This is a genomic window from Curtobacterium sp. VKM Ac-1376 (assembly GCF_015351025.1).
In the GTDB taxonomy this organism is placed as follows: domain Bacteria; phylum Actinomycetota; class Actinomycetes; order Actinomycetales; family Microbacteriaceae; genus Curtobacterium.
Map to the genome: position 1 here is coordinate 188,806 of NZ_JADKRV010000005.1, position 20,701 is coordinate 209,506.

Annotated in this window: 21 protein-coding genes; 10 read left to right on the top strand and 11 right to left on the bottom strand. The window is 71.3% G+C overall.

Annotated features, from left to right (window positions below):
* Positions 1 to 15: 15 nt before the first annotated feature.
* The gene (locus ITJ56_RS08905) at positions 16 to 1,026 is read left to right on the top strand and encodes a site-specific tyrosine recombinase XerD (RefSeq protein ID WP_194629821.1); all 1,011 of its coding nucleotides are present in this window, start codon (positions 16 to 18) and stop codon (positions 1,024 to 1,026) included.
* A gap of 15 nt (positions 1,027 to 1,041) precedes the next feature.
* On the opposite strand, the gene ITJ56_RS08910 is transcribed toward ITJ56_RS08905, so the two are convergent.
* Entirely contained in the window at positions 1,042 to 1,488 is a 447-nt protein-coding gene (locus ITJ56_RS08910) for a DUF2510 domain-containing protein (RefSeq protein WP_194629823.1), read from the bottom strand.
* A 124-nt stretch (positions 1,489 to 1,612) separates the two neighbouring features.
* Here ITJ56_RS08910 and ITJ56_RS08915 point away from each other — a divergent pair, with 124 nt between their 5' ends.
* A complete protein-coding gene (locus tag ITJ56_RS08915) occupies positions 1,613 to 2,071 on the top strand; it encodes an ASCH domain-containing protein (protein ID WP_323749764.1) in 459 nt (152 codons plus the stop codon).
* A 10-nt stretch (positions 2,072 to 2,081) separates the two neighbouring features.
* Here the strand turns inward: ITJ56_RS08915 and ITJ56_RS08920 are convergent, their stop codons facing one another.
* The gene (locus ITJ56_RS08920; RefSeq protein ID WP_194629826.1) at positions 2,082 to 3,119 is read right to left on the bottom strand and encodes an LLM class flavin-dependent oxidoreductase; all 1,038 of its coding nucleotides are present in this window, start codon (positions 3,117 to 3,119) and stop codon (positions 2,082 to 2,084) included.
* Between the two features lie 50 nt (positions 3,120 to 3,169).
* Here ITJ56_RS08920 and ITJ56_RS08925 point away from each other — a divergent pair, with 50 nt between their 5' ends.
* Together ITJ56_RS08925 and ITJ56_RS08930 are read left to right on the top strand one after the other, a co-directional pair.
* A complete protein-coding gene (locus ITJ56_RS08925) occupies positions 3,170 to 3,502 on the top strand; it encodes a TraR/DksA family transcriptional regulator (protein ID WP_194629828.1) in 333 nt (110 codons plus the stop codon).
* 130 nt (positions 3,503 to 3,632) lie between these two features.
* Complete coding sequence (locus ITJ56_RS08930; RefSeq protein WP_228517388.1) at positions 3,633 to 4,082, top strand: TIGR02611 family protein; 450 nt, start codon at positions 3,633 to 3,635, stop codon at positions 4,080 to 4,082.
* Between the two features lie 90 nt (positions 4,083 to 4,172).
* Here the strand turns inward: ITJ56_RS08930 and ITJ56_RS08935 are convergent, their stop codons facing one another.
* Complete coding sequence (locus ITJ56_RS08935) at positions 4,173 to 5,429, bottom strand: MFS transporter (RefSeq protein ID WP_194629830.1); 1,257 nt, start codon at positions 5,427 to 5,429, stop codon at positions 4,173 to 4,175.
* A 103-nt stretch (positions 5,430 to 5,532) separates the two neighbouring features.
* On the opposite strand from ITJ56_RS08935, the gene ITJ56_RS08940 reads away from it, so the two are divergent.
* Positions 5,533 to 5,898 carry an ArsR/SmtB family transcription factor gene (locus tag ITJ56_RS08940; RefSeq protein WP_194629832.1) on the top strand — a complete coding sequence of 122 codons (366 nt, stop codon included), beginning with the start codon at positions 5,533 to 5,535 and terminating at the stop codon, positions 5,896 to 5,898.
* The gene (locus ITJ56_RS08945) at positions 5,895 to 7,463 is read left to right on the top strand and encodes a methyltransferase (RefSeq protein ID WP_323749765.1); all 1,569 of its coding nucleotides are present in this window, start codon (positions 5,895 to 5,897) and stop codon (positions 7,461 to 7,463) included. The genes ITJ56_RS08940 and ITJ56_RS08945 overlap by 4 nt, the downstream gene beginning before the upstream one ends.
* A gap of 3 nt (positions 7,464 to 7,466) precedes the next feature.
* Here the strand turns inward: ITJ56_RS08945 and ITJ56_RS08950 are convergent, their stop codons facing one another.
* Both ITJ56_RS08950 and ITJ56_RS08955 read right to left on the bottom strand, forming a co-directional pair.
* Complete coding sequence (locus tag ITJ56_RS08950; protein ID WP_194629834.1) at positions 7,467 to 8,330, bottom strand: NAD-dependent epimerase/dehydratase family protein; 864 nt, start codon at positions 8,328 to 8,330, stop codon at positions 7,467 to 7,469.
* A gap of 174 nt (positions 8,331 to 8,504) precedes the next feature.
* Positions 8,505 to 9,101 carry a TetR/AcrR family transcriptional regulator gene (locus tag ITJ56_RS08955; RefSeq protein ID WP_194629836.1) on the bottom strand — a complete coding sequence of 199 codons (597 nt, stop codon included), beginning with the start codon at positions 9,099 to 9,101 and terminating at the stop codon, positions 8,505 to 8,507.
* A 174-nt stretch (positions 9,102 to 9,275) separates the two neighbouring features.
* On the opposite strand from ITJ56_RS08955, the gene ITJ56_RS08960 reads away from it, so the two are divergent.
* Positions 9,276 to 11,756, top strand: a complete 2,481-nt coding sequence (locus ITJ56_RS08960; RefSeq protein ID WP_194629838.1) for a beta-glucosidase H — start codon at positions 9,276 to 9,278, stop codon at positions 11,754 to 11,756.
* Positions 11,757 to 12,199: 443 nt separating this feature from the next.
* Here the strand turns inward: ITJ56_RS08960 and ITJ56_RS08965 are convergent, their stop codons facing one another.
* Entirely contained in the window at positions 12,200 to 13,213 is a 1,014-nt protein-coding gene (locus tag ITJ56_RS08965) for an LLM class flavin-dependent oxidoreductase (RefSeq protein WP_194629840.1), read from the bottom strand.
* A 233-nt stretch (positions 13,214 to 13,446) separates the two neighbouring features.
* Between ITJ56_RS08965 and ITJ56_RS08970 the strand changes: the two genes are divergently transcribed.
* Positions 13,447 to 16,017: a DEAD/DEAH box helicase gene (locus ITJ56_RS08970; protein WP_194629842.1), complete on the top strand. Its 2,571-nt coding sequence runs from the start codon at positions 13,447 to 13,449 to the stop codon at positions 16,015 to 16,017.
* 64 nt (positions 16,018 to 16,081) lie between these two features.
* Positions 16,082 to 16,333: a DUF6458 family protein gene (locus ITJ56_RS08975; RefSeq protein ID WP_194629844.1), complete on the top strand. Its 252-nt coding sequence runs from the start codon at positions 16,082 to 16,084 to the stop codon at positions 16,331 to 16,333.
* A gap of 13 nt (positions 16,334 to 16,346) precedes the next feature.
* Here ITJ56_RS08975 and ITJ56_RS08980 read toward each other — a convergent pair whose 3' ends face one another.
* The 3 genes from ITJ56_RS08980 to ITJ56_RS08990 form a co-directional block, all read right to left on the bottom strand.
* Complete coding sequence (locus ITJ56_RS08980; RefSeq protein WP_323749766.1) at positions 16,347 to 16,868, bottom strand: ribonuclease H; 522 nt, start codon at positions 16,866 to 16,868, stop codon at positions 16,347 to 16,349.
* Between the two features lie 62 nt (positions 16,869 to 16,930).
* Positions 16,931 to 17,368 (bottom strand): LysM peptidoglycan-binding domain-containing protein, encoded by a 438-nt coding sequence (locus ITJ56_RS08985; protein WP_194629846.1) that lies wholly within the window; start codon positions 17,366 to 17,368, stop codon positions 16,931 to 16,933.
* Positions 17,281 to 17,754: a hypothetical protein gene (locus ITJ56_RS08990; RefSeq protein WP_194629848.1), complete on the bottom strand. Its 474-nt coding sequence runs from the start codon at positions 17,752 to 17,754 to the stop codon at positions 17,281 to 17,283. The genes ITJ56_RS08985 and ITJ56_RS08990 overlap by 88 nt, the downstream gene beginning before the upstream one ends.
* 106 nt (positions 17,755 to 17,860) lie before the next feature.
* On the opposite strand from ITJ56_RS08990, the gene ITJ56_RS08995 reads away from it, so the two are divergent.
* Entirely contained in the window at positions 17,861 to 18,199 is a 339-nt protein-coding gene (locus ITJ56_RS08995; protein WP_194629850.1) for a hypothetical protein, read from the top strand.
* A 6-nt stretch (positions 18,200 to 18,205) separates the two neighbouring features.
* Here ITJ56_RS08995 and ITJ56_RS09000 read toward each other — a convergent pair whose 3' ends face one another.
* Complete coding sequence (locus ITJ56_RS09000; protein WP_194629852.1) at positions 18,206 to 19,024, bottom strand: aldo/keto reductase; 819 nt, start codon at positions 19,022 to 19,024, stop codon at positions 18,206 to 18,208.
* 214 nt (positions 19,025 to 19,238) lie between these two features.
* Positions 19,239 to 20,444, bottom strand: coding sequence for an MFS transporter (locus tag ITJ56_RS09005; protein ID WP_194629854.1), 1,206 nt, complete (start codon positions 20,442 to 20,444; stop codon positions 19,239 to 19,241).
* Positions 20,445 to 20,701 lie beyond the last annotated feature (257 nt).

Genomic DNA, 20,701 nt, shown 5'->3' on the forward strand with positions numbered 1-20,701 from the left:
TAGCCTGCTGAGGTGATGCCCCTCGACCGTGCCGTGGAGACGTACCTCCGGCACGTCTCGATCGAGCGGGGACTCTCGCAACACACGTTGTCGGCGTACCGGCGAGACCTCGCGGTGTTCTCGTCGTGGTTGGCAACCGCTCCAGTGGTCGATTCCGACGGCGCGGACCGGGCTGGTGGTGCGTCGGCGATCGGTGACGTCGGACGGCTGGCACGGGTGGACGTCTCGGAGTTCGTGACCTACCTGGCGACGAAGCCGGACGGTCCGCTGGCGCCGAGGTCGATCGCGCGGATGCTCAGTTCGGTGCGCTCGTTCACGGCCTTCGCCGCGGGGGAGGGCTGGCTGCCGCTCGACCCCGGCACCGCCGTCCGGCCACCGAAGGCCCCGATGCGACTGCCGAAGGCGATCCCCGTCGAGGACATGGAGCGGCTGCTCGGTGCGGTGTCCGTCGACGCCGACGACCCCGTGCAGCTGCGGGACAAGGCGCTGCTCGAGCTCCTCTACGCCACGGGCGCGCGGATCTCCGAGACGGTCGGGTTGTCGGTCGACGACGTGACGACGCTGTCGGACGCCGCCGCTGACGCTTCTGGCCCGGGCCCCGGTGCGGACGGGCTGTCCGTCGTGAAGGTCACCGGCAAGGGCAACAAGCAGCGGATCGTCCCGCTCGGCAGCTTCGCCCGGGCCGCGATCGATGCCTACCTGGTGCGGGCGCGGCCGGTGTTCGCGGCGCGAGGGGCGTCGACACCGGCGCTGTTCCTCGGTGCCCGCGGCGCGCGGTTGTCGCGGCAGAGCGCCTGGCTCGTGATCCAGGCCGCCGCTGCTGCCGCCGACCTCGAGTCGCACGTGTCACCGCACACGTTCCGGCACTCGTTCGCGACGCACCTGCTCGAGGGCGGTGCTGATGTGCGCGTGGTGCAGGAGTTGCTCGGCCACGCGAGTGTCGCCACGACGCAGATCTACACGATGGTCACGGCGGACATGCTGCGGGACGTGTACCAGACGGCGCACCCGCGGGCGCGGCGGTAGGCGGGCTCCCGCTGCTCAGAACAGGTGGAACTGGGCCGACGCGGCGATGACCGTCGTCGTCACGGCGACGACGAGGGCGCTCGCCGAAGCGCTCCGCGCCAGGACCGCCCAGGCACCGACGGCTCCGGAACGGACGATGCCGATGACGCCGCACGCCACGGCGAGCAGCCCCGCCAGGCCCCAGGGGTTCGCGACGACCGAGACCACGGCGAGCAGCACCGCGAGCACCGTGAACACGCAGAGCCGACGGTCGCCGGTGGTGCCCGACGCCCACGCGTCCGTCCGGATCGCCGAGGTCTGCACCGAGAACGACGGCCCCGCCGGAGCGACGACGACCGGCGCGACCGGTTCCGCGGCGGCCGCGGGGACGCGGGTCGCAGCATCCCAGGTGCGACCGTCCCACCAGCGCAGACGGCGGGCGTCCTGCGGGTCCGGGAACCAGCCTGCGGCCGGCAGCGTCACGGTTGCTCCTCGAGGTGCGGGGTGGATAGACGCTCCCGAGCCTAGGAGCGCGGTCGTCCCCGCCCCAGTCCCCAGCCGGGTGTCAGCACAAGGGGGGACCGGGGCAGTGCACTACGGTCGGGGCGTGCCCTCGACGCTCGACGACTTCTGGACCGCGCGACGCCGCGAGCGTCCGGGTCTTCCGACTGCCGTGCCGGAGGCGTGGTCCTTCGGCGCGACTCCGGAGCAGGCGGACGCACTCTTGCGGCTCGTGCTCGACGGGGTCAAGGTCGGCACGGCGTCGTCGCTCTGGGACTACGAGGCGACCGGTGACCCGCTGCCCGCGGCCGACGAGCTGAGCATCGTGACCGACGGCTCGGGTGCGCCCCGCGCAGTCATCGAGACGACTGCGGTCAGGGTGGTGCCGTTCGACCAGGTCGGCGCGGACCACGCCTGGGCCGAGGGTGAAGGCGACCGCACGCTCGAGCACTGGCGGAGGGTGCACGAGGCATTCTGGCGCGCACACTCCGAGAACCCGCGCGGATTCGCACCGGACATGCCCGTGGTGTGCGAGCGCTTCCAGCTGCTCTGGCCGAGCAGCTGAGGCCTTCCGGTCAGGCGGGCACCGGCGCCGCGTCGACCTCGGTCAACACGTCCTTCACGGCGGCGAGCAGCCGGGCGTTGAAGTCCACGCCGAGCTGGTTCGGCACGGTGACGAGCACGGTGTCGGCAGCACGGACGGCCTGGTCGGCCGCGAGCTCCGCGACGAGCTGTTCGGGCTCACCGATGTAGGAGCGACCGAACCGGGCGAGCCCGCCGTCGAGGTGCCCGACCTGGTCCTGCCCCTCGACCTGCGCGCGGACGCCGAAGTAGTGGCGGGACTCGTCGTCGATGATCGGGATGATGCTGCGCGAGACCGAGGCGCGCGGTTCGCGGCCCCAGCCCGACTCGGACCACACCCGGCGGAAGCGCTCGATCTGCTCGGCCTGCAGCTGGTCGAAGGGCACGCCGGTGTCCTCGGTGAGCAGGGTCGACGACATCAGGTTCATGCCCTGCTCGGCCGTCCACTCGGCGGTGGCACGGGTGCCGGCGCCCCACCAGATGCGGTCGCCGAGCGAGTCGGAGAGCGGGAAGATCGGCAGTGAACCCACCGAACCCGTCATCTGCGGGTTGGCGTTGGCCATCGGCTCGCCGGCGATCGCTCGACGGAACACGTCGGTGTGCGCCCGTGCCATGTCGGCACCGTTCTCGTCCGAGGCGTCGGGCACGTAGCCGAACTGCTGGTACCCGGCGAGGGCGGTCTCGGGTGATCCCCGCGAGACGCCGAGCTGCAGCCGGCCGCCGGAGATGAGGTCGGTGGCCGCGGCTTCCTCGGCCATGTAGAGCGGGTTCTCGTAGCGCATGTCGATCACGCCGGTACCGATCTCGATCCGGCTCGTCTTCGCGGCGATCGCGGAGAGCAGCGGGAACGGTGCGGCCTGCTGCGGCGCGAAGTGGTGCACGCGGAAGTACGCGCCGTCGACGCCGGCCTCCTCGGCTGCGACCGCGAGGTCGATGGCCTGCACCAGGGCCTCCCGCCCGCTGCGCACCTTCGACCCCGGCACGTCGCGCCAGTGTCCGAACGACAGGAACCCGATCTTCGTCATGTCCATGCGAACACATCCGGCGGCGTGGGCATTCCGCCACGACTAACGTCTCCGGCATGGAGGACCCCCGCGCCGCACTCGCCGCCGAACGTGCCCGCAACGAACGGCTGCTGACCGAGGTGGAGCGGAGCATGAGGGACGTCAGCGATGCCCGCCAGGACGCCAACTCCGACGACGAGCACGACCCGGAGGGCGCGACCCTGGCGTGGGAACGCGGCTCCCTCGGTGCGGTCCGCGATGGGTCCCGGCTGCGGATCCGGCAGGTGGACGCCGCGCTCGCGCGGCTCGACGACGGCACCTACGGGCGCTGCTCGGTCGGTGGCGAGCTGATCCCGGAGGCCCGACTGGCCGCCGTCCCGTGGGCGGCGACGTGCGTCGCGCACGCGTGACGGGCACGCGATCGGTGCCGGCTGTCGGACTGGAGGCTCAGTGCATCCCCGCCCCGCGCCTCCCGGCATGCGCACCGCACGTCCACCCCGTGCGCCGCTGATTCCCAGCCGAGCGCCCTACGTTTTCGGCATGGACGGCGACCCGAACGACCGACCCGGCGAAGCCCGGGTCGACGGTGCGCCTCGCCAGCGCTTCCAGTGGTTCCACCGCATGCGCACCTGGATCCACGCGCGTCCCCACGTGCACCTGTTCTACAAGGTGCTCGTCGGCATCGTGGGCGGGCTGGTCGTCATCGTCGGGCTGATCCTGGTGCCGCTGCCGGGGCCCGGGTGGCTCGTCGTGTTCATCGGACTCACGGTGCTGGCGAGCGAGTTCCACTTCTTCCACAAGATCATCACGTGGCTCAGGGCGCAGCTGCACCGCTTCTGGGACTGGGCCAAGCGGCACGGGCCGAAGCGGCTGCGTGACGCTGCCGACCGCGGCAAGGCCGACGTCGACGCGGCCCACACCGGCGCGGCTCGGACCGTCGGGGTCCGGGCGCGCGCTCGTGGCACGAACCCGGCGCGGCCCGGGCACTAGCGAGTCCGTTCGTCCCGTGCGAGGTTCTGTCCTCGGTGCGTGGCAGCGGGGGCCGCACCGAGTACGGAACCTCGCACCAGGCGGACGGTGCTAGTCGGCGGACGCGACCCGGACCGAACCGGTCGCGGTGCGCTCGAGGACTTCGGCGGCGCGCTCCTCGACCTCGGCGGCGTCCTTCGACGTCAGCTGCAGGACGAGGGCGACGACCGCGGCGAGCACGATGAACCCGCCGTACCCGGCGATGACCGGCACGAGACCGATCGACGGCTCGAGCAGCCCGCCGATGACCGAGGGCACCCCGAACGCCAGGTAGCTGACGACGTAGATCGTGGAGAGCAGTCCGGCGCGGTGGGTGGGTGCAGCGGTGGCGAGCAGCATCCGCAGCGGTGCCTGGAAGCCGGCACCGAAGCCGACCCCGGCGATGGCGCTGCCGACGACCATGCCGGGCAGGGAGTGCGCGAACACGAACGACACCGTGACGATCGGGCCGAGCACGAGCGCCACGAGCCCGAGCAGGACCGCGCGGCGGGTGTCCATCCGCTGGATCGCCAGGCCGGTCAGGGCGCCGACGCCGGTGACCACGGCGATGAGCGCGCCGGCGGCGAAGTGGTTCGTGATGCCGAAGACCGCGCCGAGCGCCGAGGGGACGAGCGACAGGAACATGCCGCCGAGCGCCCAGCTGGCGATGAGCGAGCCCGCGACGCCGCGGAACAGTCGACGCGACGACCGCGGCACGCTGATCGTCGGGCGCAGGGAGCGGAGGGCGCCGGGGCGACGCTGGACCTGCTCGGGGACGATGAACAGCGCGAGCACCAGCAGCACGAGGAGCGCGCCGAACAGCAGGTAGACGAGCCGCTCCGGCGCGGGCCCCCACTGCACCAGTGCGCCGCTGGACAGTGCGCCGGTGGCGAGGGCGATCGGCGGGATGACGCCGTTCAGCACGCCGGCCATGGTGGGGTGCCGCTCGAGCGAGTTGTCGATGAGCGCAGCGCCGAGTGCACCGATGAGCAGGCCCACCGAGACGCCCTGCACGATCCGGTCGACGATGAGTGCCACCACGCCGCCAGCCACGGCGAACAGGCCGAGCGACAGCACGACGCCGAGGCCGCCCACGACGAGCACGGGCTTCCGGCCGACGTGGTCGGACAGGCGACCCGCAACGAGCAGGCTCGCCAGGAGTCCGGCGACGTAGATGGCGAAGACGCCGGTGAGCATGAGCGGGGTGAGGTGCCACTCGGCGGCGTAGACCGGGTAGATCGGGGACGGGACGGCCGATGACGCCACCGAGACCAGGAGCATCGCCGCCAGGATCCAGAACCCGGCGACCGAACGAGCTGACTGGTGCATGCGCACCCCTTTCCATCTCCGTGCAGTACGACTGCATTCGTACCGCACTCGAACAGTACGACGCAAGTCGTACAGCAAGCCGAACGGTGGTAGCGTCCCGTCCATGCCCGCGCACGTCGATGCTCCCGAGCGGCTGCCGCAGCCGTCCGTGGCCGAGATGGACCTCCCCGCCGTCATGGATGCCCTGAGCGACCCGATCCGGCTCGCGATCCTGCACCGCTACCTGGTCGACGCGGCCGGGGGCGAGCGCAGCTGCGGCTGGGTCGGCATCGACCGGCCGAAGTCCACGCTGACCCACCACTTCCGGGTCCTGCGCGAGGCCGGTCTGCTCGAGCAGCACCTGGAGGGCCTCACCCGCGTCAGCCGCGTCCGCGTCGAGGACGTGCAGCAGCGGTTCCCAGGGCTGCTCGACCTCGTGCTCGACTGGCAGGTCCCCGCGGCCCTGCTGCGCCAGGGGATCGCCTCGTGAGCGCCGGCGTGGACGCTGTGCACACGCTTCCGTCGATCGTCGCGGACCCCGCCGTCACCACGGCGCTCGCCGCAGACTTGACGGCGGCCGGTTTCACCGTCGACCGGCTCGACTCCCTTTGGGGCGCCGAGGCCGCCGCATCGCTGCACCGCGGTTCGCGGGTCGCCGCGCTCCGGGCCCTCGCCGTCCGCGAGGCGACGCCGCTCAGCACCCTCGCGACACTGTTCGTGCTCGGCCTGCCGGTGGCGCGGGCCGACGCCGCCTCGGCGTTCCCGACGGCCGGTCTCGACGCCGTGACCGCCGCCGGGCTGCTGCGGGCCGACAGCGCCGACGCGCTCGTCCACCCCACCGTCGACCTGCGCCCCTACGCCTTCGTCGACGACCTCGGTGCCGGTAGCTGGTGGATCGTCTCCGACCTCGGGGAGCTCGCCCTCGGCCACGCGATCAGCGAGGAGCACGTCCTCGGCATCGGCGGTGCCACCACCACGCTGAGCGGCCTGCAGGTGCCCGTGCCGGTCGAGCGTGTGCTCGACCTCGGCACCGGGTGCGGCATCCAGGCCATGCACGCGCGGCGGTTCGCCGACCAGGTGGTCGCCACCGACATCTCGCGCCGTGCCCTCGACATCGCCCGGTTCAACGCCCGGCTCAACGGCATCGACGGCATCGACTTCCGGTTCGGCTCGCTGTTCGAGCCCGTCGCGGGGGAGCGGTTCGACCGGATCGTCTCGAACCCGCCCTTCGTCATCACCCCGCGGCGCGAGGGCGTGCCCTCGTACGAGTACCGCGACGGCGGCATGGTCGGCGACGCCCTGGTCGAGACGGTGCTCCGCGGCCTCGAGTCGCACCTGGAGCCCGGTGGCACCGCGCAGCTCCTCGGCAACTGGGAGTACCACTGGGGCGTCGACGGCCTGGACCGCGTGCGCGCCTGGTTCTTCGACACCGACCTCGACGTGTGGGTGATCGAGCGCGAGCGGCAGGACACGACGTCCTACGCCGAGACCTGGATCCGCGACGGCGGGACGAAGCCCGGCACGGCCGAGTTCGACACCCTGATGGGTGCCTGGCTCGACGACTTCGCGGACCGTCGCGTCACCGGCGTCGGCTTCGGCTACGTCGTGGTGCGTCGCCCCCTGCCTGGAGGCCCGTCCGCCCTCCGCCGGTTCGAGCGCGTCCCCGAGACGCTCGGCTCCAACCCCGCGGGCCTCGGTGCGACGGTCGCCCGCGTCCTCGATGCGGCCGCCTGGCTCGCCGCGCACGACGACTCCGCGCTCGCCGCCGCCCACCTGTCGGTGGCCGGTGACGTCACCGAGGAGCGGTACTACTGGCCGGGCAACGACGACCCCACCGTGATGACCCTGGTGCAGGGTGGCGGGCTCGGGCGGCGGGTGGACGCGGACACCGCACTCGCGGCGTTCGTGGGTGCCTGCGACGGCGACCTGTCCGCCGCGGCGATCATCGGCGCGCTCGCACAGATCACCGGCGTGGACGAGCAGGCGCTCGCCGCCGACCTGATGCCGGCGGCGCGCGACCTGGTGCTCGACGGGCTGCTCGTCCCCGCCGCCTGACGATCAGGCGCGGTGGTCGCGCCAGCTGTGCTCGGGGGCGTAGCCGAGGAGCTCGCGGGCCTTCTCCGACGACAGCAAAGAGCTGACGCCGTCGATGTCGGCACGGCGCTCGATGTCCGGCACGTAGCGCTCGACGAGCTCGATGGTCGGGGTGTCCATCACGGTGTCGGGGCTCGCGATGACGAACGCCTCGAACCCCGTGAGGTCGGCCTCGAGCGACTTCCGGACCGCCTGGGCGCCGTCGCGGGAGTCGATGTACGACCACAGGTTGAAGGTCTTCGCCTCGGGGGTGGCGTCCCACGGGAACGCCGGGTAGTCGGTCTCGTCCATCACGTTCGAGAAGCGCAGACCGATCATCTTCAGCTCCGGGTCCCAGCGCGTGAAGTGCCGGGCCATCTCCTCTTCGACGGCCTTGCCGAGCGAGTACGAGGACTGCGGGCGGACGGCGAACTCCTCGTCGACGGGCAGGTAGGGCGGGTGGTGCTCGCCCATCGGGATGCCGAGCAGGGTCTCGCTCGACGCCCACACGACGTTCTTGATCCTCGCGGCACGGGCGGCGTGGAAGACGTTGATCGACGAGGTCACGTTGTTCGTGATGAGCGCCACGTCGGGGACCTGCCCCGGGGCCGGCACCGCGGCCAGGTGCACGACGGCGTCGACGTGGTCGTACCGGTCGTCGATGCCGAGCAGGGCGTTCAGGACCTGGCCGTGGTCGGTCAGGTCGATCCGCACGAACGGGACGCGCTCGGGCTTGTCGGGGGACGGGACACGGTCGAGCAGGACCACGTCGTACCCGTGCGCATCGAGGTCGCGCACCACCGCTCGTCCGAGCTTGCCGCTGCCACCGGTCACCACTACACGCGTCATCGCGTCACTCCACATCGTCGTCGGATCACGCCCTGGCGGGCACCGACCATCCTGCCCCGCCGCACCTGACGCGACCAGGCCCTGTCCGTACCCCACTGCCGGAACCTGGTTCCGGACACGACACCACGGGATCGCGCGGTGCTGTGTCCGGAACCTGGTTCCGTGCTCGTGCCGTCAGGGGGTGGAGGTGGGGGGGACCTGGGCGATCGCCAGGCGGGCGACGAGCTCGAGGTGCTCGGCCATGTCGCGGGTGGGGTCGAAGAGCCACTGGATCTGCATGCCGTCGGACACCGCGAGCAGCACGCTCGTCAATTCGTCGGGGTCGATGTCGGTGCGCAGCCGGCCGTCCTGCTGCATGGCACGGAAGTCGGCCGACAGGTCGCGGCGGCTGCGTTCGTAGCGCTCGCGGAAGTACTCGTGCGCCGGGTGCTCGGCGTCGGTGGCGGCCGCGGCGGACAGGTTGACGAACATCTGCACCAGGCCGGGGACCTCGGCGTTGTGCCGCACGATCGCGGCGAGCAGGGCTGCCGGATCCTCGGCCTGCCAGTCGTGCGCGAGGTCGAGTTCGTCGCGGCGGCGCAGGATCTCGACCCAGAGCTCGTCCTTCGAGTCGAAGTAGTGCAGCAGGCCGGCCTGGGTCAGCTCCACGGCGTCGGCGATGTCCTTGATGCTCGTCCGCCGGAAGCCCTGCGACGCCACGAGGTCCAGGGCGACCGTGAGGATCTCCTCGCGCTTCGCGATGCCCTTTGCGTACGAACCCCGTCGTGCCATGGCGAGACTGTACCGCTCGCAGGAGGCACGATAAAACCGAACGGTATACGGTTTTGGTGGTACGGTGCAGGTGCTGCCAGCGCGGGCGGCGGACCCGGTGGATGGTGGGTGTGGGCGACGAGGCCCCGGCTGTCCAGGCGACGCCCGCGGCCCTGAACGAGAGGACCGACCACCGTGACCACCGTGAACGACGCGAGCACCGCCTCCAGTCCGTCGACGTCGCTGGTCGAGCGCATCGATGCGCTCCTCGGCCAGCTGACCACCGACGAGAAGGTGCAGCTGCTCACCGGACGTGACTTCTGGACCACCTGGCCGATCGAGAAGATCGGGCTGCGCCGGATCCTGATGTCGGACGGTCCGTCCGGCGTGCGCGGCGAGGTGTGGGACGAGCGTGACCCGTCCCTGAACCTGCCGTCGGCGACGGCGCTGAGTGCGTCGTGGGACCGGGCGATCGCGAAGCGGTACGGCGCGGCCGCGGCCGTCGAGGCCCGCCGCAAGGGCGTCGACGTCGTGCTCGGCCCGACCATCAACCTGCACCGGTCGCCGCTCGGTGGCCGGCACTTCGAGGCGTTCAGCGAGGACCCCGTGCTCACGGGTGACCTGGCCGCGTCCTACGTCGATGGCGTGCAGGAGAACGGTGTCGCAGCGACCCCGAAGCACTACATCGCGAACGACTACGAGACCGACCGCTTCACCGCGTCGACCGAGGTGTCCGACCGGACGTTGCGCGAGCTGTACCTGCTCGCGTTCGAGCAGGCCGTCACTGAGGCGCACGCCTGGGCGGTCATGTCGTCGTACAACGCGATCAACGGCGTGACGGCGTCGGAGAACGACCTGCTCGAGACCCCGCTCAACGCTGAGTGGGGCTTCGACGGGATCGTCGTGTCCGACTGGACCGGCGTGCGGTCGGTGGACTCGGCGAAGGCCTCGCAGGACGTCGCGATGCCCGGGCCGAACCCGTGGTGGAGCGAGGGCCCGCTGCTTGCCGCCGTGCAGTCCGGCGAGGTGCCGATGGCGGCGATCGACCGGAAGGTCCGCCGGATCCTGACCCTCGCCGCGCGCGTCGGAGCGCTCGAGGGCTTCGAGCACGTCGCCGCCGAACCCGTGCACGTCGAGGACGGCATCGCGTTCGTGCGCGAGGCCGAGGCCGAGGGAACGGTCCTGGTCCGCAACGCCGGTGTCCTGCCGCTCGACGCCCCCGCCGTGTCGCGCATCGCGGTGATCGGCCACAACGCCGACCAGGCACGCACGCAGGGCGGCGGGTCGGCCACGGTCGTGCCGTCGCAGGTCGTGTCGCCACTGGACGGCATCCGGTCGGCGTTCCCCGGCGCGAGCGTGGACTACGCGATCGGCGCCGTCGTGCAGGAGGGCATCGCGGAGTTCCCGCTGTCCACCATCACCAACCCCGGCACCGGCGAGCCCGGAGCACGGGTCGCCTTCGTCGAGGACGGCGAGGAACTGTACGTCGAGGACCGCCGTGCAACGGCACTGTTCTGGTTCGGCGGCGACGCCCCGACCCGTCAGGCCGACCGGCTCGACATCACCACGACCTACACGGCGGAGTCGACCGGCACCGTCCGGTTCGGCATCGGTGCGGCCGGGCGGTCACGGATGTGGATCGACGGCGAGCTGCTGCTCGACGAGGACGTGCCGTTCGAGGGCGACCAGCTCGGCGCCGCGTTCCTCAACCCGCCGGCGCGCTCGGTGCCGGTGTCGGTGACCGTGGGACAGCAGGTCGCGATCCGCATCGAGTACGACATCGTGCAGGACGAGACGCTCGGCGGGGTGCTGGCCTACCAGTTCGGCACCGAGCCGTCGGACGACGACCCCGCTGCGCTCATCGAGGCTGCAGTGGAAGCCGCCCGTGGTGCGGACGTCGCGGTGGTCGTGGTCGGCACGAACTCCAAGGTCGAGTCCGAGGGCTACGACCGCTCGTCGCTCGCGCTGCCCGGCCACCAGGACGACCTGGTCCGCGCCGTCGCCACGGCGAACCCGAACACCGTCGTCGTCGTGAACGCCGGGTCGCCGGTGGAGATGCCGTGGCGGAACGACGTCGCCGCGGTGCTCCTGACCTGGTTCGGCGGGCAGGAGTACGGCAACGCCCTGGCCGACGTGCTGACGGGCGCGCAGGAGCCCGGCGGTCGCCTGCCCACCACCTGGCCGGCCGCGATCGCCGACGTCCCCGTGCTCGACGTCACCCCGGTGGGCGGCACGGTGGCCTACGACGAGGGCATCCACCTCGGCTACCGCGCCTGGCTGCGGGCTGGGACCGAGCCGGCGTACCCGTTCGGGCACGGCCTCGGCTACACGACCTGGTCGATCGAGGGTGTCTCCGCGACGCCGACCGTGCGCGAGGGCGACGCGGTCATCGTCACGGCGACGGTCGCGAACACGGGGGATCGTGCCGGGAAGCACGTCGTGCAGGTGTACGCGTCCCGCGCGGAGTCCACGGTCGACCGGCCGGTGCGTTGGCTCGTCGGGTTCGCCCCGGTGCGCCTCAGCCCGGGGGAGTCGGCGGAGGTCTCGATCGAGGTTCCCGCACGGTCCTTCGCGCACTGGGACGGCTCATGGCAGTACGAGCCGGGGGCCTTCACACTGCACGTCGGCGCCTCGGTCTCCGATGTCGTCGGAACGGCGTCCCTCGAACTGGAGTGAAGAAGTCGTCCGGTTTCCGCGCAGCTCGCAAGTCCATTCAGTAACATCGTTCTGCGCCAGTCGGCTGGTTACCGTCGGCGCACGCACCGACTACGGGGTCGCTGGGTGAGCGCCTCGGTCTCCTGATCCGGCCGTTGGAGCCCTGGCGTCCCCGGTGCGTCCAGAATGCGTCCCCGCGTCCGCGCGGGGACGCATTCGTCGTTCCGGCCAGCAACCGCTCCGGCGAACCGGTTGACTGACTTCCTGCGAACCTGGGAAAACGGGTGACAGTTGGTCAGCTTCTCCGCGCGAGTGCGTGCATCCGTGTGACAAACCGCTTGGTAGGTGGAACGATGGTTGCACCATCTCGTACGGATCAGGGACGAGATGGTCATCCGGCCGGGCTCTCGGGCCTCACCAACTCGATCTGAGCCCTGCCGGATGCCCTTGACTCCCGGCGGCGATCAGGATCGCAGTGCCGGCGCGATCTCCTCGGCCACGATGCGGAGGATCCGCTCGTGCGCCGCGCGATCCCCGTTCGCTGGGAGGGTGATGACGAGTTCGTCGGTCGCGGTCACCGCCGGGTCGGCGAGCAGTGCATCGACGATCGCTGCCGGTTCACCGGACAGCACCTTGCTGAACCGGAACGGCGGCGTCCCCGAGAGCGGCCGGCCCTCGTCGTCCATCCCGGCGGCGTAGCCCCTCAGGAACTCCTCGTGCACGGCGCGGTCGTGGCCGTCGACCAGCGGGACGACGATGCGACCGACGGCGACCTTGGACTGGCGCTGCGGGTGCAGCTCGGCGAACCGCTCACGGTAGGCGGCGATCTGATCGGCCTGTGCCTCGGCGAACGGGGCGCCCGTGTCCTCGGTGTTCAGGGTCGAGCAGTGCAGCAGGAGCCCCTTCTCCGCCGTGCGGATCGCGGTGCTCATGCTGCCACCGCCCCACCACACCCGCTCGCGGAGGCCCGGGCTGAGCGGCTGCAGGGTCAGGTCGGCACCGGCGGGGATGCTCTCGTAGCCCTTGCCTGCGCTGCCGAGTGGGTCGCCCTGCAGGACCTCGAGCAGGCGTGCGGCGCGGGCTTCGGCCTCGTCACGGAACGACCGATCGACGGTGCCGAACACCGGGTCGAGGATGGGGCCGTAGCCGGCGATGCCCGTGCTGATGCCGAGCTGCACGCGGCCACCGCTGAGCAGGTCGACGGTGCTGGCGTCCTCGGCCAGGCGCACCGGGTCCTCGTAGCGCATGCCGAGCACGGCGGTGCCGAAGGTGATGGTGCTGGTGCGCTGGGCGGCGGCCGCGAAGAACGTCATCGGGCTCGTCAGGTACGGCTCGAAGTGTCGGCCCCGGACCCAGCCGGTGCCGTAGTCGAGCGACTCCGCGGTCTCGAACAGGCGCAGCCCGTCCTCGAGGGCGCCGGCGGCGCCGTCGGTGCCGCCGTGGTTCGGGACGAAGGAGAGGAAGCCGAGTTCGCGCATGACGCGAGTCTATGCGCACGTATGAAGACGTGCTTCCTTCCGGATCACTGCGGACGGGAGGCGCGGGGCGGCCTGGTGACGAGCCTCTCCCCACCGGCACGGCCGGTCCGCGCTGGCGCGTCGGCCCGGACGCGCCTCTCCCCACCGGCACGGCCGGTCCGCCGCTGGCGCGTCGGCCCGAGACCGGCGGCGTGGGCCCAGTCCGTCATGGCGACACCTGGGAGGATGGGGGCATGACCGACGTCACCACCGTGCCCCCGCTCGTCGCCGCGATCCCGGCGGCGGTGGACGGCGTCGTCGACCCCGACGAGGTCTACGAGGCCTTCGCGGCCTGGGCCGCCGAGGGCGGCCGACCGCTGTACCCGGCGCAGGACGAAGCGGTCATCGAGCTCGTGTCCGGCGCCAACGTCGTGCTGAGCACGCCGACCGGCACCGGGAAGTCGCTCGTCGCGGCCGGAGCGCACTTCGCCGCCCTCGCCGAGGGCAAGCGGAGCTACTACACGGCACCGATCAAGGCGCTGGTGTCCGAGAAGTTCTTCCAGCTCGTCGAGTTGTTCGGTCCGCAGAACGTCGGCATGGTCACCGGTGACTCGAGCGTCAACGCCGACGCCCCGATCGTCTGCTGCACCGCCGAGATCCTGGCGAACCTGGCCTTGCGGCAGGGACCGGACGCCGACGTCGACGTCGTCGTGATGGACGAGTTCCACTTCTACGGTGACCCCGACCGCGGCTGGGCGTGGCAGGTGCCGCTGCTCGTGCTCGAGCGTGCGCAGTTCCTGCTCATGTCGGCGACCCTCGGCGACGTCACCACCATCGCCGACGACCTGTCCCGACGGACCGGCCGGCCCACCGCCCGCGTGACCGGTGTCTCGCGGCCGGTGCCGCTCGAGTACCAGTACGTGATGACGCCGGTGCAGGAGACGGTCGAACGGCTGCTGGAGGAGGGCAAGGCGCCCATCTACATCGTGCACTTCGCCCAGGCCGCAGCACTCGAACGGGCGCAGTCGCTGATGTCCGCGAAGGTCGCCTCGCGCGAACGCCGTGACCAGATCGCGGAGGCCATCGCCGGATTCCGCTTCAGCGCCGGCTTCGGGCAGACCCTGTCGCGCCTGATCCGGGCGGGCATCGGCGTGCACCACGCCGGCATGCTGCCGAAGTACCGTCGGCTCGTCGAGCAGCTCGCCCAGCGCGGCCTGCTGCCCGTCATCTGCGGTACCGACACCCTGGGCGTCGGGATCAACGTGCCGATCCGGTCCGTGCTGTTCACCGGGCTGACGAAGTTCGACGGCACGAAGATGCGCCAGCTGTCCGCGCGTGAGTTCCACCAGATCGCCGGTCGTGCCGGACGTGCCGGGTACGACACCGAGGGTGACGTCGTCGCCGAGGCACCCGAGCACGACATCGAGAACGCCCGCGCCGTCGCCAAGGCCGGCGACGACCCGAAGAAGAAGAACAAGATCAAGCGGAAGAAGGCGCCGGAGGGATTCGTGTCCTGGGGGCAGGCGTCGTTCGAACGGCTGATCGCGGCCGAGCCCGAGCCGATGGTCTCCCGCATGCGGATCACCCACGCGATGGTGCTGTCGGTCGTCGCCCGCGGTGGGGACGCCTTCGCGGAAGTCCGGTCGCTGGTCTACGACAACCACGAGCCCCGCTCACGACAGCTCGCGATGGCCCGACGGGCGCTGGTCATCGCCCGGACCCTCATCAACGCGCGGGTGATCGAGAAGGTCGACGGCGCCTACCGTCTGACCGTCGACATCGCACCGAACTTCGCGCTCAACCAGCCGCTGTCGCCGTTCGCGCTCGCCGCGTTCGAGTTGCTCGACCCCTCGTCGCCCACGTACGCCCTGGACATGGTGTCCGTCGTCGAGGCGACGCTCGACGACCCGCGGGCGATCCTGTCCCAGCAGCAGTTCAAGGAGCGCGGCGAAGAGGTCGCGCGCATGAAGCGGGAGGGGATCGAGTACGAGGAGCGGATGGAGCTGCTCGAGGAGGTCACCTGGCCGAAGCCGCTCGACGAGCTGCTGACCGCCGCCTACGAGGCCTACGCCGCCGAGCAGCCGTGGGTCCTCGACTTCCGGTTGTCGCCGAAGTCCGTCGTCCGTGACATGTACGAGCGGGCGATGACCTTCGGGGACTTCGTGCGGTTCTACCAGCTCACCCGGTCGGAGGGGCTCGTGCTCCGGTACCTGTCCGACGCCTACCGCACGATGCGGCAGACCATCACCGAAGAGCAGCGGAACCAGGAACTCGACGACCTGATCGAGTGGCTCGGCGAGGTCGTGCGCCAGACGGACTCGTCGCTCGTGGACGAGTGGGAAGCGCTGCTCAACGGCGACGTGCTGCTCGCGTCCGAGGAGCACGAGGAGATCACGCCGCCGCAACCCGCGCGGCTCACCGGGAACCCGCGGGCGTTCCGGGTGCTCGTGCGCAACGCCCTGTTCCAGCGGGTGCTGCTCGCCGCGGCCGACGATATCGACGGGCTCGGGGAACTCGACGCGACCGTCGGCTTCGACCGGTCAGCGTGGGACAACGTGCTCGAGGAGTACTACGAGGAGCACGACAGCATCGGCACCGACGCCGACGCGCGCTCGATGCAGTACCTGGTGCTCGACGAGAGTGGCGCCACCGCCACACCCCGGGTCTGGCGGGCGCGGCAGATCTTCGCCGACCCCGAGGGCGACAAGGACTTCGGGTTCTCGGCGACGATCGACCTGGACGCCTCGGACGAGGTCGGCGAGGCCGTCGTGCGGGTCACCGAGATCGGGCGGTTCGACGGGTGGGCCGAGGTGGACGTCGACTGATCGGCGCGGGCGCCGCTCGACGTGTACCGTCTCCGGAGCCAACCCCCACCGAGAGGACTGCGTCATGCGCATCGGATCCAGCATCGCCCTGATCGTCATCGGCGCGATCGTCGCCTTCGCGCTGGACATCCAGCTCGCCGGCATCGACCTCCGCCTGATCGGCTACATCCTGATGGCAGCCGGTCTCGTGCTGCTCATCATCAGCCTCGCCGTGGCCTTCGGTGGTCGCCGCACCACGACCACCACGCGCTCGGGTGTCGACCCGGCGTCGGGGGAGCGGATCACGCAGCAGGACCGGCGCGACGGGACCTACTGACCGGTCAGGACCGTCAGAAGAGGGTCGCGGGCGGGGTCGCCTCTGGCAGCGCCGACGGCTCGGTGACCTCGGCGCCCGGCCACCCCGGACCGTGCGGCACCTCGGTGCCGTTCTGGAACGCGGTGGCAGCACCGCGGGCACGGACGTCGGCGGCCTCGTTCATCTCGTGACCGACGTGGCCGCGGACCCACTCGAACGTGACCTTGCGGCCCTGCAGTTCGGCGTCGAGTTCCTTGATGATCTCGACGTTGAGGACCGGCTTGCCGTCGGCCTTCCGCCAGCCCTTGCGCTTCCAGCCGGCGAGCCACTCGGTGCAGGCCTTGATGGCGTACTGGCTGTCGCACAGGATGTGCAGCGGCTCGCCGGTGTCCTTCGTGGCGCGGAGCAGCTGCAGCACGGCAGTGAGTTCGCCGATGTTGTTCGTCGCGCGGGGCCAGCCTCCGGCCGCCCACCGGTCGTCGTCGACGTACCAGGCCCAGCCGGCGGGGCCGGGGTTGCCGAGAGCTGAGCCGTCTGCGGCGGCGACGATCGTCACGATGGACCTCCTGGTGGTGCCGAGTGCTGGTCAACCGTAACGGACCCGACCGGCCCCTCGCCTCAGCGGCGAGCGGGGTCGATGTTCAGCGTGTTGCGCTCGAGCAGCCAGTCGTCGTTGAGGGGATCCAGGTACGGGTTCATCCACAGCAGCTGCGCCGGCGTGATGGCGAACCGCTCCGCGACGGTCGAGAGCTCGTCGCCGTGCGCGACCAGGTAGTTCGCCGGTCGGCCGTCGACGTCCGTGACGATGCCGTAGGCGCCCGGGCGGTCCTCGCGGACGGTGACGGGGAGGTCGGGGTAGGGGTCCGGGATCTTCCACGTGAGGTCAGCGGCGGCGAGCACCGATCCAGCCCAGGGACGTTCCGACGGGTCCTCGTCGGCCACCGGTACCGGCACCAGGACGACGCTGCTCAGGTAGTCGGGGCGTGGCCCGGACTGCCCCACGGTGAACGAGGTCGGTGGACGGACGGCGGCGTCCCACTCGACCAGGTCATGCACCGAGCCGTCCTCGGCGTCGAGCGGCTTCGCGGGCCGGTGCCGGACTCCAGGCGCATCGGCTGCGGATTGGTCGTCCGGTAGTGGGACAGCTGCGCGTCGAAGGTCCCGCTGTCGTTCGCCACGACGCGGACGTGGATGCTCGTGTCACCGCTCGGCGAGACGACGTCGGTCTCCGCCGCCACGGTGCCGGTGGGCAGGACCTGCTCGACCTCGACCGGATCGGTCGCGAGCGTCGGGTCCGGCGTGTGTTCCGCCGTGCGCTCGGTCGCTTGTCGTGTCGGCGTCGGGATCGCGTCGTCCCCGCCGAACGCCGTGCACCCCGTGAGCAGCAGCCCCACCAGCGCCGAGCCGATCACCGCGGTCGTCACGGTCCGTGTTCGTCCCATCGTTCCCCCTCGCGGTGATCGTGGTGGGACGAGGGGCCCGATCGAGCGCCGTGACCGGACTGGGACTCGGGCGGCAGGACTACCGTCCGACGCAGGAGGAAACACCATGAGCGACAGCATCCCGAACGCCCCCGGCCCCGAGCCGTCCGACGACCGCGCACGGAACGACGCGCTCCGTGACGCGGCCCACAGCGACGACGTCGACGGGGTCAGCGACCGCGAGCAGCGAGCAGCGGACACGTCGTACAGCCCGTCGAGCGAGCGCGAGATGGACGCGTCGCAGACGAAGCAGCGCGACGACGCGGACCTGCGTGAGGACGGCATCGACCCGTCCAAGGTCATCGCGGCCCCCGGGACGGGCGGCGCGGACGACGCCGGCGACGTCGAGCCCGAGCCGGGCGACCTGCACCTGCCGTGGCAGTCCGAGGAGGACCGCCGGGGCTAGCGACGACTACGACACCGAGTCCGGGTGGGAGCCCGTCCGCTGCCCGGACTCGAGCGTCGCGATCGCCGCGAGCTCGTCGTCGGTCAGCACGAAGCCGTCGACGTCGAGGTTCGACCGGATCCGCGACGGCGTCACCGACTTCGGCAGGACCACGACGCCCTGCTGCACGTTCCACCGCACGAGCACCTGCGCCACGCTCGCCCCGTGCGCGCCCGCGATGCCCGTCAGCACCGGCTCCTCGATCAACCGACCGCGACCGAGCGGCGACCACGCCCCGGTCACGATGTCGTGTTGTTCGTGGAACGCGATGAGTTCGCGCTGCGGCAGCCACGGGTGCCGTTCGACCTGGTTCAGCGCCGGCACCTCGCCGGTCTCGTCGATGAGTCGCTGCAGGTGCGGCACCTGGAAGTTCGAGACGCCGATGCTCCGCGCCCGCCCCGACTCGCGCAGTTCGACCAGCGCGCGCCAGGTGTCGACGTAGCGGTCGTTCGCGGCGGCCGGCCAGTGGATCAGGTAGAGGTCGACGACGTCGAGCCCGAGCCGCTCGAGGCTGCCGTCGAACGCCCGCAGGGTCGCGTCGCGCCCCTGGTGGTCGTTCCACACCTTCGTCGTCACGAAGACGTCGTCACGGTCGACCCTGGAGGCCCGGATCGCCTTCCCGACGCCGGTCTCGTTGCCGTACATCTCGGCGGTGTCGACGTGCCGGTAGCCGGCGTCGAGCGCGAGACCGACCGCCGTCTCGGCCTGGGCGTCGCCGACCTTGTAGACGCCGAAGCCGATCGCGGGGATCGAGCGGCCGTCGCGGAGGGGGACTGAGGTGACCATGCACCCATCCTGCCGGAGCCTGGCGGGCGCACGCCGGGCCTCCAGGCCGTCTGTGGAGAACGCGACCCGCTCGCCGGGCGCGCGTTCCTTCCCATACCGGCCGCGATGGCAAGTGGAAACGGGCGTACCTGGTCGGAACTTCCGACCAGGTACGCCCGTTTCCGCCAGGTGCGCCAGGTGCGCCCCGAACCGCGCGGCGCCGCGCGCCCGCCGATCAGGTCGGCAGGTGCACCGGCTCGGTGTCGGGGATCGGGCTGGCGTCACGGCCTCGCAGGTCCGGCAGCCAACTCCGCATCGCCAGGGGGAGCAGCACGCCCAGGCCGGCCATCACGGCGCCGACGGTGAAGCCGCCGACGGGGCCGCTGCCGTCGATCAGGAAGCCGGCGATCGCCGAACCGCCGGCGGCACCGATCAGCTGGCCGGTGCCCATCCAGCCGTAGGCCTCGGCCGTGTCGGAGAACTTGACCGTCGCCGACACCGAACCGAACATCACCGCGAGGGCCGGCGCGATGCCCACGCCCGCGACGACCAGCGCGAGGCAGAGCCACCAGAAGCCGGTTCCACCGAGGGCCAGGGTGAGACCGACGAAGACGACCGTCATCCGCGTCCACAGGGTGTTGCGCGAGATCGGGCGGTGGCCGAACGCCAGGCCGCCGACGAGCGAACCGACCGCGAACACGGCCAGGACGATGCCGGCGTTCGGGCTGCCCTCGCCGAAGACGCTCGTGACGCTCGCTTCGACCGCGGCGCAGGCCCCGATGAGGAGCAGACCGGTCAGGGTGGCGACGACGACGGCTGGGCGCTTCAGCACGACACCGAACGCGCGCTTGGAACGGGGGATGCGGACGCGGCCGAGCTCGGGGGAGGCGATGAACCATGCGCCGCCGACGACCAGGAAGACCATCGCGACGACGATCGCCTCCACCGTGCCGACCTGGGTGGCGACGAAGGTGGTGATGACGGGGCCGGCGACCCAGATGAGCTCCTGCGCGCTGGCGTCGAGGGAGAACAGGGGCGTGAGCTGTGCCGAGGTCACCATCTTCGGGTAGATGGTGCGCACCGCGGGCTGCACGGGCGGGACCGCCAGGCCACAGAGGAACCCGACCACCACGTAGCCCCAGAGCGGCATGGTCACGAACGCGATGACCACCATGCTGATCAGCGCGACGATGCTCGTCAGGATGAGGACGGGGCGCATGCCCCAGCTGCCCATCCACCGGCTCGTCAGCGGGCCGGCCAGCGCCTGCCCGACACTCGTCGTCGCGAGCACCAGACCGGCCGCGCCGTAGGAGTCGAACACGTGCTCGACGTGCAGCAGGTAGGCCAGCGACAGCATGCCGAACGGGAACCGCGCGGTGAGCTGTGCGGCGATGACGCGACCCACGCCGGGGGTCTTCAGGAGGGGGCCGTACGTACTCACGAGACGAGTGTACGGACCAGCCGGATGGGGCTGTCCCCCGTCCTGGGGAGGGGCCCTTCGCGACACGCCGATGCGTTGATTCCACACATGTGGATCGCGACTGTCCACCGGTGTGGGGAAGTGTCGGTGGTCGGCCGCAGACTGGCGGAAAATCGGGCCTCCCGGGAATCCACAGACTGTGGAGGACGTTGTGGAGAACTACATGGCTGTAACACTCCCTCTTGTGGTCGGTGCCGCGGCTAGCCACTAGATGTAGT